Origin of the sequence: Fusobacterium sp. FSA-380-WT-3A (assembly GCF_012843705.1) — a bacterium.
In the GTDB taxonomy this organism is placed as follows: Bacteria; Fusobacteriota; Fusobacteriia; order Fusobacteriales; family Fusobacteriaceae; genus Fusobacterium_B.
Window position 1 is genome coordinate 1 of record NZ_JABAFQ010000009.1, and the last position, 14188, is coordinate 14188.

Sequence of the window (14188 nt, forward strand, 5' to 3'; positions counted from 1 at the left end):
TACCTTAGAAATTAAAATATGTCAACATATTTTTAAAATATTTTTATGTTTTTATTTTTTTTCTTTATTTTCCAATACTTTTTAGCTTATCTTCTATTTCTTCATATACTTTTTCTCCAAATATATTTATTAAAGTTTCTTTATATATTTCTATAAATTCTTTATATTTTTCTTCTTCAAAGCCTTTTGGATTTCTTTTTCTAAATATATTACTCATTGCTAATTCCTTATTTATACATGGAATCTTATAATAATCTTCTATTGTAAAACTATTTGTAAAATCATCAGGTAGAGTTATATATATACTTTTTTCATCATCTTCTATATATATTTCTAAAGGCCATAATGAACACACTAATAGTTTATATTGTCAAAGTTTTTTTATAAACAAAAGATTACATAAAGAATTTCTCTATTTTTTTATTAATTAATATCTTTATAGAAAATATTTTTTATAAAATTTTATTTATGAATTCTATTGCTTAATATTTTTTAATACTTTAGTTATCTAAAAATAACTTTTAATATTAGTTAATTATCAATTTAATTAATTTAATATTTTTCTACAAATTCAAAAATTTATTTTATTAAAAACTTTTCTTAAAAATTAAGTTATTTAAAACAAAAATTTAATTTTATATAAATCTTTTTAGATTTCAATATTATAATTCTTAATAAAAAATTATAATATTAAAAATGTTTCACCTAACTTTCTTTATTTTGTGTTGAATTTTTTCTTAATCTTAATTTTTGGATTTTCTCTATATTTTAATTTTTTTATTAAAAACAAATTTATAATTTCCTTAGTAATAAAAAAGAGTTATTATACTTCAAAGCATAATAACTCTTTAAAATCAGTTTCTATAAAATTTTTTATTTTCTAAAAATCGGAATTATCTCTTCTTCTTCATCATAAGAACCTGGATAATCTTTTTTAGAAAGTTTATTTTCATACTCTAAAAAATATTTTCCATTTTTAGGAACTGTACAAATAATATTTTCCCCTAAATAAATAATTTTTCCTTCTTGAATAAACATAGCTCCACTAAGAAAATCCATTATTCTTTTTTTGGTATTTTCTTCCACATCTGCTAAATTTATGTGAACATACTTATTTTCTTTTAAGTATCCTACATATTTCAAACATTCTTCAAATCTTTCTGGTTTAAAAAAAGCTATTTCACAATCCATGATATCACTCCTATATTCTTTCTATTATTGATATTATTATGTCCTTTTCCATTAAATCTGTCGTAAATCCTGCTGCTCTTTTATGTCCTCCACCATCAAAAATTTTTGCAACGTTATTTACATCTACTTTCTCTTTACTTCTCAAACTTCCTTTTATTTTTCCATTTTCTTCTTCTTTTAGAAATAGTGCTACTTCACATCCAACATATTCTAGCATCTTTTCTACTATACCATCTGTTTCATCTTTTTGAATCTTTTCTTTAATTATAAAATCTCTACTTAAAGTAAAATATACTAATTTTTTTTCTTTAATTATATTCATTTTAGAAAATGCTAATCCTAAAACTTTAATGTATCCTAAAGTTCTACTTTTATAAACATGATTTATAATTTTATCTTTATCTATACCTTTTTCTAATAATTTACTAGCAACTTCAAAAGTTTCTTTTGTTGTACTTTCATATTGAAAACTTCCAGAATCAGTAATTATTCCTACATACAGGCATTCTGCTATAGTTTTATCAATATCAATTTTTAAAATTTTAGTTAAAACCTCATATAAAACTTCACTAGCTGATGAACTTTGTTTCACAAAATTATAATCTCCAAAATTTGAATTACTTATATGATGGTCTATATTTACTAGAAAAGCATCTTTTTTAAACTCTCCAACTCTTCCTATTCTTTTAAAATTTGCTGAATCTATAACTATAAAAAGGTCTGCTTTAGGTTCATCTTTTAAATTAATATATTTTTCTATCTTATCTGTTCCTTTTAAAAATTTATAATTATAAGGAACATTATCTTCTATTATATATCTTACATTCTTTTCAGGGTATTGTTTTTTTATAGCCCAATATAAAGCTAATCCACTTCCTATAGAATCTCCATCTGGATTTACATGAGAAGATATAATTATATTTTTACTTTTTTCTAGTTTTTCTAAAAACATTAAGTTTTTTCCCCTTTCTTTAAAAAGAATATCAAAATTTTATCTTGATATTATACCTTAATTTTTCTATAATTTCAAAATTTTTTTTATTTCATTAATAAATTCTTTAATTTTTCATAAGAATTTTCTGGATTATGTCCTAATTTTTTTGCCATTAAGTTCATAACTACTATTTCTACCATTGCTGCAGCATTTCTACCTGAAGACATATAGATTTCAGCTTTATAAACTTCTTTATCTAAAATTTTATCTTTTCCTGTAGAATAATTTACTCTTGTTAAATAATCATCTGATTCTTGTTCTTTAATCTCTATTATAGCTTCTATATTTTTACTTAAAACAACAGAACTCATTCCATAAAGAGTTTTTATATCAATTATTCCTAAACCTCTAATTTCCATAAAAAATGGTAATTTTGAAGCTGTTCCTACAACAACTCCATCAGCACTTTTTCTAAATTTTACTAAATCATCAGCTACTAATCTATGTCCTCTATGAATCAATTCAAGAGCTGTTTCGCTTTTTCCAATTCCACTTCTACCTGTTAATAAAATTCCAAAGCCATACATCTCTAAAAATACTCCATGAACTGTTAAAGTATCTGCTAAACGTTGTTCAAGATATGTATTTAAACTTGCTATAATTCTTGATGGATTACTTTCTGAAGATTTTAATACAATTTTTTTATTTTCTTTTACTAATTCTTTAAAATCTTCTGGTATATCTAAGTTACCACATATTATTATTCCTGGAAACTTATATGAAAAATATTTTTTTAAATTTTCATCTCTCTTCTCTTGAGGCAATCTTTTTAAATATTCAAGTTCTACTGAAGTTATAAGTTGTAGTCCTTTATTTTCATATATTTCTTCTTCTAGATTAAAAAATCCTGAAAGAGCCATAGCTGGTCTTGTTATACTTGTTGAAGTTATATAATTTTCTTTTAGATATTCTTCTCCATACAGTATTTCTAAAGGATTGAATTTTATAAACTCTTCCATAGAAACTTTTTTTTCTTCCATATTTTCTCCTCTTTTTTTCCTTTCTCTTTTCTCTCTTATGATTCTTTGTGACTCATCCATAAAATATTTAGCAGAATTAACCCCCATTAATCTTAAACGAGAATCTATAGTAGCAGTTTCTATAACAACAGCTAAATTTCTACCTTTTCTTCCTGGTAAAGTTATTTTTTTTATTGGATGGTCTAAAATATATTCAAATACCTCATCTACACCTAATCTATCATAAAATCTTTTTTCATCCCAATATTCTAAATCTATTATTAATTCTATTCTTTTTCTCATTTCATTAGATATAATTCCAAAATTTAGTGTAAGATTTATATCCTCTTGTCCTTCCCCCATCAGAAGATAATAATCTCTCTCTGGTTGTACCTTTGCTCTTGTATTAATTCCTATTAAACCTCTATCAGTTTCTTTGACTAAAATATTTTTATCACTTATAAATTTGTGTCCCCTTTCAATTAACTCTATAGTAACACCAATTTTAAGGTCTTTTTCTCCTCTTATTAATACACCCATTCCATAAATATCTAATAAAATAGCATCATTAATTATTGTCTCTCTTCCTAAAATATTTCTCAAAAGATTATTAAAATCTCTTATGAATTCCGTAGTTCTATTTTTTGTTCTTAAAACTACTTTGTTGTATACTCTTGCTCTTTCTAAAATACTATTTATATTTTTAGCTTTGCAACTCAATATAAGAGCTGGAAATTTATGAGAAAAATATCTATCTAAGATTTTTTCTCTCTCTTCTGGTTCCAATCTCAATAAATATTCACTTTCTCTATGTCCCATCACATGAACAGACCTTTTTAATTCCTCTTTATCAACAAAAAAACCTGTAAATTCATATCCAACTCTATGAATTTCATTCATATATATTCTTTGGTCTAAATTTCCATCTACTAAAACTTCTAAATTAAAATGTTCTACTATATCTCTAAGAGTAATAATTTTTGGTTCGTCTAACACTTTTTCCTCCTAGTTATTTTGACTTATCTATTTTTATTTCTCTTATTATTTTACTGTCATCAAGAAAAGATAAGGTAACAGTTTCTATTTTTTCTGTTGTTTTATTTACTATATTATTTATTTCAAATAAATATGAAAATTCTTTATAAAACAAGAAACAAACTGTTATTCCTATAATTGTATTAGCTATGAAATAAAATATTGGCTTTAAAAATTTTAACATAATCCCACTTCCCTTTTAAATTTTTCACATGTATAGAATGAACCACAAACAATTATAATTTCTTTATTTAAATTTTTTGCAAAATTATAAGCTTCTTTTATATCTTCTATTGCTGTAAATATCTGACTTTTATCTGTAAATTCATAAAGTTTTTTAGCTGATAATCCTCTAGGATTTTCACTTAAAGAAGTTAAAATTATATTTTCACTTATTTCTTCACAAACTTTTAGCATCTCTTCTATTTTTTTGTCTTTTAGTATTGAAACTATCATTACAACTTTCTCTTTTAGATAGCCTTTTTCTATTATTTGTTTTAAATTTTTTATTCCATCTATATTATGAGCTCCCTCTAAAATAGTAACAGGATTTTTTTCATAAATTTCAAATCTACACTGCCAAACAACTTCCTTTATTGCTTCTTTTATTACAGACTCTGGCACTTCTAGTTTACATAAAGCCTCATAAGCACATAAGAAATTTTTTACTTGATAATCTCCAAATAAAGAAAGTTGATATTTTTTATCTCCTATAAAAATATCTGTATTAAATTTCTCAAAATTTAATTTGTAATCTATATTTTTATATTTATCAATAACATTTACAAAATCTTCTGTTTTTTCTTTTATTGCTTTTAAAAATTCTTTTTGACTATCCCCAACTATAACATAGCTTTTATCTTTTATAATTCCAGCTTTTTCTCTAGAAATTTCATAAATAGTTTTTCCTAAGTATTCAATATGGTCTAAAGAAACATTTGTTATTATAGCTATATCTGAGTTAACAACATTAGTCGCATCAAATCTTCCACCCATTCCAACTTCCAAAATAGCATATTCTATTTTTTTTCTAGCAAAATATAAAAACATCATAGCTGTAGTTACTTCAAAAAATGTTGGAGTGATTTTTAATTCTTCTATTTTTTCTCTAACAATTTTATAAATTTCAGCTATATCTTTATCTGGTATATCTTCTCCATCTACTCTTATTCTTTCATTAAATTTTAAAATATGTGGAGAAGTATATTTTCCAACAGAATATCCTGCTTTTAAAAGGACAGTTTCTATTATTGTAGAAGTAGAACCTTTACCATTAGTTCCTGTAATATGGATAATTTTATAATTATTTTGTGGATTTCCTAATGCTTCACAAATTTTTTCTATATTTTCTAAGCCTAATTTTATTCCATGTAATGAATAGGAATATAGTTCATTTAAAAGTTCTTGCATTTCCAAAATTATCACTTCTCCTCTTTCTTAATTAATACTGAAATTATACCATATTTTTTTTACTTTCATAGAATATTTTTATAGAATAATCAATTATTTTCTTGTATAATATTTATTAAGAAATATAATCCATTAAGGAGGTACATTATGGAAAAAAACTTTGTTCATTTACATCTTCATACTGAATATAGTCTTCTTGATGGAGTAGGAAAAATAGAAGAGTATATCAAAAAAGCAAAAGAATTAAAAATGAAAAGTATAGGGATAACTGACCATGGAAATATGTTTGGAGCTATTGAAATGTATCAAAAAGCAATTTCCAATGGAATTAAACCTATTATTGGAATAGAAACTTATGTAGCTGAATTTGGTATAGAATCAAAAGATGGAAGAATATTTCATCTTGTTTTGCTTGCTATGAATAATACAGGGTATAAAAACCTTATGAAAATAAGTTCTTTTGCTTATACAAAAGGTTTTTATTATAAACCTAGAGTAGATAAAGAATTTTTAAAAGAGCATAGTGAAGGAGTTATTGCTCTTTCAGCTTGTATGCAGGGAGAAATCTCAAGAAAAATTTTAGACAATGAAGATGAAGAAAAAATAAATAATGCTGTTAAAGAATATATAGATATTTTTGGAAAAGAAAATTTTTATATTGAAGTTCAAAGTAATGGTTTTCAAGAACAAAAAGAGCTTAATAAAAAATTATTAAAAATAGCTCAACAATTTAATTTAAAAACTGTAGCTACAAATGATACTCACTATGTCTATAAAGGTGAGGAAGTTTTACAAGATATTTTACTTTGTATTCAAACAGGAACAAAAATTTCTGATGAAAAAAGAATGAAAATTGATACTGATGAACTTTTTTTTAAAAGTCGTCAAGAAATGATAGATTCTTTGGGTGAAGAATATATCGAAGCTATAAATAATACAGAAGAAATTGCTAATCGTTGTAACTTGTCCATTGAATTTGGAAAATTTAAGTTTCCTTATTATGAAATTCCAAAAGAATTTTCTTCTACTTACGATTATTTAAAAAATTTAGTTTATAAAGGTTTAGAAGAAAGATATCCTTTAGGACTTTCTGATACTATTTTAAATAGAGTTGAATATGAATTATCAGTTATAAAAAATATGGGATATTCTGAATACTTTGTAGTTGTGTGGGATTTTATTAATTTTGCTAAGACTAATAATATTCCTATTGGTCCTGGAAGAGGTTCGGCAGCTGGAAGTTTGGTTGCTTATGCTCTTAAAATAACAGAGTTAGACCCTTTAAAATATCATCTAATTTTTGAAAGATTTTTAAATCCTGAAAGAATATCTATGCCAGATATTGACATTGATATTTGTCAAGAAAGAAGACAAGAACTAATTGATTATGTAACTGATAAATATGGTCATGATAAAGTTGCCCAAATTATAACATTTGGAACTTTAAAAGCGAGAGCAGCCATAAGAGATATAGGTAGAGTTTTAGATGTCCCTATTTCAAAAATTGATAAAGCAGCTAAACTTATACCTTTTAACTATAATATAAAAGAATCACTGGAAGAAATAAAAGAGTTTCATGATTTATATCAAACTGATTCTCAGATAAAAAGAGTTGTAGATTTTTCAAAAAAATTAGAAAATAAAGTGAGACATTCTTCTATCCATGCTGCTGGTATAGTTATCACTAAAGATTCTTTAGATGAAACAGTTCCTTTATATCAAGATAAAGATTCTGTTATAGCCACACAATATCAAATGAAAGAGTTAGAGGAACTAGGACTTCTTAAAATGGATTTCTTAGGACTTCGTAATCTTACAAATATTCAAAGAACTATAGATTATATAAAAAAAGATTTAAATATAGATGTAAAACTTTCTGATATTCCATTGGATATAAAAGAAATTTATCAAATGTTATCACTTGGTGATACTTTAGGAGTATTCCAATTAGAATCTATTGGAATTAGAAAAATCTTGACAAAACTTAAACCAGATAAATTTGAAGATATTATAGCCTTACTTGCTCTTTATAGACCTGGACCTTTAGGTTCTGGAATGGTTGATGATTTTATAAATTGTAAAAATGGAATGTCACAAATAAAATATCCTCATGATTCCCTAGAAGATATTTTAAAAGAAACTTATGGAGTTATTCTTTATCAAGAACAAGTTATGAGTATTGCCAATCGTATGGCTGATTACACTTTGGGAGAGGCTGATTTACTTAGACGGGCAATGGGAAAGAAAAAATTTAGCATAATGAATGAAAATAGAGAAAAATTTATTAATCGTTCATTAAAAAAAGGCTATTCAGAAGAAATTGCTAGCGAAATTTTTGATTTAATTTATAAATTTGCTGGTTATGGATTTAATAAATCACATTCAGCTGCCTATGCTTTAGTTGCTTATTGGACAGCCTTTTTTAAAGCTAAATATCCAAAATATTATTATGCTGCTCTTATGACTTCTGAGATGAAAGATATAGAAGACATTGCTCTTTATTTACAAGATGCTAAAAAACATGGAATAAAAATAGAATTTCCAAATATAAATAAAGCTGAATCAAAATTTATTGTAAAAGATGATAAAATTATCTTTTCTCTTTCAGCTATAAAAAATGTTGGAGAAAAAGTAGCTGAAAATATAAAAAAAGAGTGGGAAGAAAATGGAGATTACAAAACTTTTGAAGACTTTGTAATAAGAACAAAGGCTTATGGAGTTAATAAAAAGACTTTAGAAGCTCTTATATTCTCTGGGGCTACTGATATTTTACCAGGAAATAGAAATGAAAAACTAATGTCTCTTACAAAAACTATTGATTATGCCAATAAAGTTTTAAAAGAGGATGAAATTCAACAGATGAATCTTTTTGGAGAAGCAAAATCAACTATAAATTCCTTTTCTCTTATAAATTCTCCTGATTTTTCTTTAGATGAAAAATTAGAAAAAGAAAAAGAAGTTCTTGGATTCTACTTTAGTGGACATCCTTTAGATAAATACTCTAAACTCATAAATTCTTTTGATAGAGAGGATATTAAAAATTTAAAATCTGAAAGTGACAATAAAGAAATTAAAATTTTTGGTATTTTGAGAAATATTAAAAAAATTGTTACAAAAAATTCTGGTGAAGTTATGGGAGCCTTTGAGATAGAAGACTTCACTGGAAGCATCTCTGGAATTATTTTTCCTAGAAATTTTTCTGAATATCAAAATAATTTTTTAGAAGGAAATAAAGTTTGTATTATTGGAAATATCCAAACTGATTATTTTAATGGAAATGAAAGTAAAAAAATTATTGCTAAAAAAATTTTATTCATAGAAGATGTATTAAATGAAAAATTTTTAAAAGGATATATTCTTTTAAAAGAAGAAAATAAAGATATTTTTCCTAAATTGAAATCTATTTTAAAAAAACATAGTGGAGATATCCCTATATTTTTTGCTATTAAGACTGATACAAAAAAAGAAGTCAAACCATCTAATTTTAAAATTACTATTTCTTTAAATTTTATTGAGGAAATAAATGACTTATTTGGTGAGGGATGCCTAAAATTTAGATAATTAAGTTGATACTTATATTTATTTGTGATAAAATAATGTGAGATTTTATTTTAAAATTTATAGGAGGAGTCGTGGAAAAAGACAATATTTTAATTGATAATCTAATCGACATACTAGATAAAAATGAATTATCAGAAATAGATTTTCAAGATAAAGATTTAAAAATAAAACTAAAAAAAGATATTATTGTTGAAGAAACTTTTGAACAAGAAGAAATAATTGAAGAATTACCTAAAGAAAATGATGATTTTATTTATATAAAATCAAACAATATTGGAAAATTCTTTTTCTATGATAAAACAGGAGTTCCTTTGATTTCTATAGGACAAAATATAAAAATAGGTCAAACTATTGGATTTGTATCTACTGTAGGAATTAAAACACCTATAAAATCAGAAGTTGCTGGTTATATAGAGCAAATACTTCTTAAAAATGGAGAAGTAACTGATTATGGAAAAAATCTAATAAAATTAAAAAAAGTACTTGATTAATATTAAGTTAAAATTACGGAGGAAACAAATTGAAAAAATTACTTATTGCTAATAGAGGGGAAATTGCTGTTAGAATTATAAGGGCTGCCAAAGAATTGGGGATAAAAACAGTTGCTGTTTATTCTGAGGCAGATAAAAATAGTCTTCATGTAAAAATGGCTGATGAAGCTGTTTGCATTGGACCAGCTCCAGCTATCGATTCTTATTTAAAAATACCTAATATTATAGCAGCTGCTGAAATAACAGGAGCTGATGCTATACATCCAGGTTATGGATTTTTAGCTGAAAATTATAGATTTGCAAAAATTTGTAGAATACATAATCTCATCTATGTAGGACCAAATCATGAATGTATAAAACAAATGGGTGATAAGGCTACAGCTAGACAAAAAGCTATTGAAAATAATGTCCCTGTAACTAATGGTACTGGAATTATAACTGATATTGAAGCAGCCAAAAAAGAAATTCATGAAAGAATTGGATATCCTGTAATGATAAAAGCCACTGCTGGTGGTGGTGGTAAAGGAATGAGAATAGCTAGAAACGATAAAGAGCTAGAAAAAAATATTGTTGCTGCTCAAAATGAAGCTGAAGCTGCTTTTAATAATCCAGATGTTTTTGTTGAAAAATATATTGAAAATCCAAAACATATTGAAATTCAAGTTGTTGGGGATAAACATGGAAATATAATTCATCTTGGAGAAAGAAACTGTTCTATCCAAAGAAGAAATCAAAAACTTATAGAAGAATCTCCATCTTTTAGACTTCCTGAAAAAGTTAGAAAAGCTATGGGAGAAGCTGCTGTAAGATTGGCTAAATCTATTGAATATGATTCAGCTGGTACATTAGAATTCCTTGTTGATGACCAAAATAATTTCTATTTTATGGAAATGAATACAAGAATTCAGGTAGAACATACTGTTACTGAAGCTGTTACTGGCTTAGATATAATAAAATTACAAATAAGTTTAGCTGAAGGAGACAGATTAAATATATCTCAAGAGGATATTATTCCTTATGGACATGCTATTGAATGTAGAATAAATGCTGAAGATACTGAAAATGGATTTATCCCTTGTCCTGGAGTTATAACTAAATATGTTGTTCCTGGAGGAATTGGAATAAGAGTTGATTCTCACTCTTATCAAGGGTATGAAATTTCTCCTTACTATGATTCTATGATAGGAAAACTTATTACTTTTGGTATGGATAGAGATGAAGCAATAGCTAGAATGGAAAGAGCTCTTAAAGAGTTTGTTATTGAAGGAGTTGAAACAACTATTCCGTTCCACTTAAAAGTTTTAAAAAATGAAAACTATTTAAAAGGAAATATAACTACTGCGTTTATTGAAAAGGAATTTGGTTTATAATAACGAATAATATAACTATAAATATAAAATAAAAGGAGGGTTTACTATGAGTAACTTAGGAAATATAAAAATTGCTGATGATGTAGTAAAAACAATAGCAGCAAAAGCTACAGAAGATGTTGAGGGTGTATACAGATTAGCTGGTGGAGTAGCTGATGAATTTGGTAAAATTCTTGGTAAAAAAAGAGGAGTTAATGGAATTAAAGTAGAAGTTGGAGAAAAAGAATGTAGTATAGATACTTTTATTATTATTAAACATGGATATCCTATATCTGAAGTTGCTAAAAAAGTTCAAGAATCTGTTTTAGAATCTGTTTCTCGTTTAACTGCTTTAAAAGTTATTGAAGTTAATGTTTTCGTTCAAGATATTAAAATCGAAGATGGTAAAAACTCTAAAGATGAAAACGAAACAAGTGGAGAAATAGAATAATTTTAAAAGGACGTGATTTTATGATAAAAAATATTATATTTTTCTTTGCATGGATTGGAATATTCTTATTATCTATGTTTGGAATTGTTTATATAGTAAGTCCTGAATTTTTAGTATCTTTTAATATAAACACTCTTGTTGGAAATACTTTTATTTTAACTATTTCTATAGTTTATTTTATTATTTCTTTATTTAGATTTATCACTATTTTTTCTAGAACAAAAGGGTATACTATTACTAGCTCACATGGAGAAGTATTAGTATCTACAGAATCTATTAAAAGTATAATTAAAGAAACATTAGAAGATGATACTGAAATTAAAAACCTTAAAATTTCTTGTGGTAAAAAAGGTAGACATTATAAAGTAACTCTTTTTATAGATATGAATACTCAAAGAAGTATTGCTGAAAAAAGTTCTGAAATTCAACAAAAAGTTAAAGATGAATTGTTTAGAAGATTAGAACTTGAAATTCAAATAGTAGAAATTAAAATTTCTAAAGTTTCTATAAAAAATCAAGGGATGAATTAGTAAAAATTTGTGGGGTGATTAAATGCTTGAAGAATTTATATATTCTTTAATAGAAAATAGAAAGAAAATATTTTGGGGAGTTGTCTTTTTTGTAATCTCCATATTATTTATTGCTTTCGGTTTATTCTCTACAATTTTTATTGTTGTAATGACTATTGTTGGATATCACTTTGGAGATATGGATAATAAAAATATAATAACAAAATTAAAAACTACATTAACAAATTTACTTAACAAAATAGATACAAATTAATATAAAGGGGTAAAAATGACTAGAAAAGCTGCTAGAGAGCAATTATTCAAATTAATATTTGAAGCAGAATTAAAAGAAACTTCTTTAAGTGAAATTTTTAATTCTTTTCTAAAAAGAGTTTCTGAAGAGGAAATAGAAATTAGTGAAGAAGCTTTAGATTTTATTAAAAAATATTCTTTAGGTATTTCTGAACATTGTGATGAAATACTTAAAAAAATTGAAAATACTATGGAAGGATGGAGTTTTGACAGAATAGGGAATATTGAAAAAGCTCTTTTAAAAGGTGCTGTATATGAGCTTTCTTATGAAAATACTCCTAAAGAAATAGTTATAAATGAAACTGTTGAACTTGCTAAAAAATATGGAGATACTAAATCTTCTGAATTTTTAAATGGTGTTTTAGCAAAGTTTGTATAAATATTAAGTCTTAAATAAATTTATTGTATAGAGGATATTTTATATCCTCTATTTTTTATAATATTGACTTTTAAAGAAAAACGGGCTACACTTAGAATATAAGAGGATTATAACTTTAATAAAAATCAAAAATTTACTATTTTTAAAGTTATTTTACAATTAATATTTTCTTAATAATAGAAAAGTGGTGAGGTCAATGAAAAAAATTATTTTCTTAATAATATTTCTAATAAAAAATATTTCTTTTGGAGCTTTAGAAGATTATACATTACAAGATAAATTACAAAAAGAAAATATAAAAATTCTTCAAGAATTAAAAGTTAATACTATTGACCCCATTTTGTTAACTGATATTTATTCAAAAAGAATTTTTAAATATCTTTATAATACTTTATTTAAAATAGATGAGCATGGAAATATAATTCCTGATATAGCAAAAGAATATAAATATCTTGATAAAAAAAATTTATATATAAAATTAAAAGAGAATATAATATTTCAAGATAAAACCTTTCTTTCATCAACTGATGTAAAAAATTCTCTAATGAGAGTCAAAAATAAAGGTGCTTTAAAAGAGTTTTATAAAAACATTAAAAATATTAAAATATTAAATAATTCTGAATTAATTATTGAATTGACTACTGAAGATAAATATCTTTTAAATATATTATCTCATAATATGAGTTCCATTATAAAAGAAAAAAATAATGATATTTTGGGAACTGGTGATTATTTCATAGAAAATTTTAAAAAAAATACTCTAATCTTAAAAAACAAAAAAACTTCAAATAGAATAATTATAACTAAAGTTTTTTCAAAAAAAGATAGAATTTTAGATTTATACAATAATAATGCTGATATTATATATGATATTAATTCTCTTGATATAGAGAAATATATAAAATTAGGATTGATTAATAAAAAAGATTTTAATATAACTAGTGATAATATACTTACTTCTGCTTTAATTTTTAATGAAAATAGAGATTTAAACTTCAGAAAAGCAATAAATTCTTTATTAAATAAAAAAGAAAAATTTTTATTGCCAAAAGAAATTTATGGAACAAATTTTGATATTTTAGAAGATAAAACCCATGTTAAAAATATAAAAAAGGATTTAAATTTAAAAAATAATTCTTTAAATCTTATGATACTTAATACTGAAGAAGATAAACTTTATGCCAAAAATATAGAAAAAGATTTAAAAAAATATGGAATAAATGTTAAGATTATTCCATATCAAGTTGATGCCTTTTATTATAACTTAAAAAATAGAAATTTCGATATGGCAATTCAACATATAGTTTTCAATAAAAAATATCCAGAAATCTCTCTAGGAAAAGTAATACTTTATGATATTTATGATAAAAATTTATACTCTGATTTAAATTTTTATAGAAAAAAATTTAACAATAAAAATGATTTAGAAAATAAAAAAGAAATATTTATAGAAACTGTTAATGAAATATCTAAAAAATTACCTTATATTCCTTTAAAACATCAAGTATTATATATTTTATCTAACAAAAATATAAATATTTAAAAGG

At 24.2% G+C, this 14188-nt stretch carries 14 protein-coding genes; 8 read left to right on the forward strand and 6 right to left on the reverse strand.

Annotated elements, in window-relative coordinates:
- Positions 1-64 precede the first annotated feature (64 nt).
- The 6 genes from HF862_RS06300 to HF862_RS06325 form a co-directional block, all read right to left on the reverse strand.
- The gene (locus HF862_RS06300) at positions 65-355 is read right to left on the reverse strand and encodes a hypothetical protein (protein ID WP_170187071.1); all 291 of its coding nucleotides are present in this window, start codon (positions 353-355) and stop codon (positions 65-67) included.
- Positions 356-873: 518 nt separating this feature from the next.
- A complete protein-coding gene (locus HF862_RS06305) occupies positions 874-1191 on the reverse strand; it encodes a cell division protein SepF (protein WP_170187072.1) in 318 nt (105 codons plus the stop codon).
- Between the two features lie 10 nt (positions 1192-1201).
- Complete coding sequence (locus tag HF862_RS06310; protein WP_170187073.1) at positions 1202-2143, reverse strand: bifunctional oligoribonuclease/PAP phosphatase NrnA; 942 nt, start codon at positions 2141-2143, stop codon at positions 1202-1204.
- A gap of 86 nt (positions 2144-2229) precedes the next feature.
- Positions 2230-4140 carry an HPr(Ser) kinase/phosphatase gene (gene hprK, locus HF862_RS10175; protein WP_170187074.1) on the reverse strand — a complete coding sequence of 637 codons (1911 nt, stop codon included), beginning with the start codon at positions 4138-4140 and terminating at the stop codon, positions 2230-2232.
- 13 nt (positions 4141-4153) lie between these two features.
- The gene (locus HF862_RS06320; protein ID WP_170187075.1) at positions 4154-4363 is read right to left on the reverse strand and encodes a hypothetical protein; all 210 of its coding nucleotides are present in this window, start codon (positions 4361-4363) and stop codon (positions 4154-4156) included.
- Positions 4357-5595: a folylpolyglutamate synthase/dihydrofolate synthase family protein gene (locus HF862_RS06325; protein ID WP_170187136.1), complete on the reverse strand. Its 1239-nt coding sequence runs from the start codon at positions 5593-5595 to the stop codon at positions 4357-4359. Before HF862_RS06325 ends, HF862_RS06320 begins: the two co-directional genes overlap by 7 nt.
- 141 nt (positions 5596-5736) lie before the next feature.
- Between HF862_RS06325 and HF862_RS06330 the strand changes: the two genes are divergently transcribed.
- The 8 genes from HF862_RS06330 (at position 5737) to HF862_RS06365 (ending at position 14184) form a co-directional block, all read left to right on the forward strand.
- On the forward strand, positions 5737-9150 hold the full coding sequence (locus HF862_RS06330) for a DNA polymerase III subunit alpha (RefSeq protein WP_170187076.1): 3414 nt from the start codon (positions 5737-5739) through the stop codon (positions 9148-9150).
- Positions 9151-9221: 71 nt separating this feature from the next.
- Complete coding sequence (locus tag HF862_RS10180; protein WP_170187077.1) at positions 9222-9641, forward strand: biotin/lipoyl-containing protein; 420 nt, start codon at positions 9222-9224, stop codon at positions 9639-9641.
- Positions 9642-9670: 29 nt separating this feature from the next.
- On the forward strand, positions 9671-11011 hold the full coding sequence (gene accC / locus HF862_RS06340; protein ID WP_027128302.1) for an acetyl-CoA carboxylase biotin carboxylase subunit: 1341 nt from the start codon (positions 9671-9673) through the stop codon (positions 11009-11011).
- 46 nt (positions 11012-11057) lie between these two features.
- Positions 11058-11441, forward strand: a complete 384-nt coding sequence (locus HF862_RS06345; RefSeq protein ID WP_170187078.1) for an Asp23/Gls24 family envelope stress response protein — start codon at positions 11058-11060, stop codon at positions 11439-11441.
- Positions 11442-11461: 20 nt separating this feature from the next.
- Positions 11462-11971, forward strand: coding sequence for an alkaline shock response membrane anchor protein AmaP (gene amaP, locus HF862_RS06350; RefSeq protein WP_170187079.1), 510 nt, complete (start codon positions 11462-11464; stop codon positions 11969-11971).
- A gap of 22 nt (positions 11972-11993) precedes the next feature.
- The gene (locus HF862_RS06355; RefSeq protein WP_170187080.1) at positions 11994-12224 is read left to right on the forward strand and encodes a DUF2273 domain-containing protein; all 231 of its coding nucleotides are present in this window, start codon (positions 11994-11996) and stop codon (positions 12222-12224) included.
- 15 nt (positions 12225-12239) lie between these two features.
- Complete coding sequence (gene nusB / locus HF862_RS06360; RefSeq protein WP_170187081.1) at positions 12240-12641, forward strand: transcription antitermination factor NusB; 402 nt, start codon at positions 12240-12242, stop codon at positions 12639-12641.
- Between the two features lie 196 nt (positions 12642-12837).
- Positions 12838-14184, forward strand: coding sequence for an ABC transporter substrate-binding protein (locus tag HF862_RS06365; RefSeq protein ID WP_170187082.1), 1347 nt, complete (start codon positions 12838-12840; stop codon positions 14182-14184).
- Positions 14185-14188: the final 4 nt, after the last annotated feature.

Coding starts and splice junctions, on each gene's coding strand:
- HF862_RS06365 (WP_170187082.1), top strand. CDS start 12,838: ATGAAAAAAATTATTTTCTTAATAATATTTCTAATAAAAAATATTTCT.
- HF862_RS06330 (WP_170187076.1), top strand. CDS start 5,737: ATGGAAAAAAACTTTGTTCATTTACATCTTCATACTGAATATAGTCTT.
- HF862_RS06355 (WP_170187080.1), top strand. CDS start 11,994: ATGCTTGAAGAATTTATATATTCTTTAATAGAAAATAGAAAGAAAATA.
- amaP (WP_170187079.1), top strand. CDS start 11,462: ATGATAAAAAATATTATATTTTTCTTTGCATGGATTGGAATATTCTTA.
- HF862_RS06305 (WP_170187072.1), bottom strand. CDS start 1,191: ATGGATTGTGAAATAGCTTTTTTTAAACCAGAAAGATTTGAAGAATGT.
- HF862_RS06320 (WP_170187075.1), bottom strand. CDS start 4,363: ATGTTAAAATTTTTAAAGCCAATATTTTATTTCATAGCTAATACAATT.
- nusB (WP_170187081.1), top strand. CDS start 12,240: ATGACTAGAAAAGCTGCTAGAGAGCAATTATTCAAATTAATATTTGAA.
- HF862_RS06310 (WP_170187073.1), bottom strand. CDS start 2,143: ATGTTTTTAGAAAAACTAGAAAAAAGTAAAAATATAATTATATCTTCT.
- HF862_RS06345 (WP_170187078.1), top strand. CDS start 11,058: ATGAGTAACTTAGGAAATATAAAAATTGCTGATGATGTAGTAAAAACA.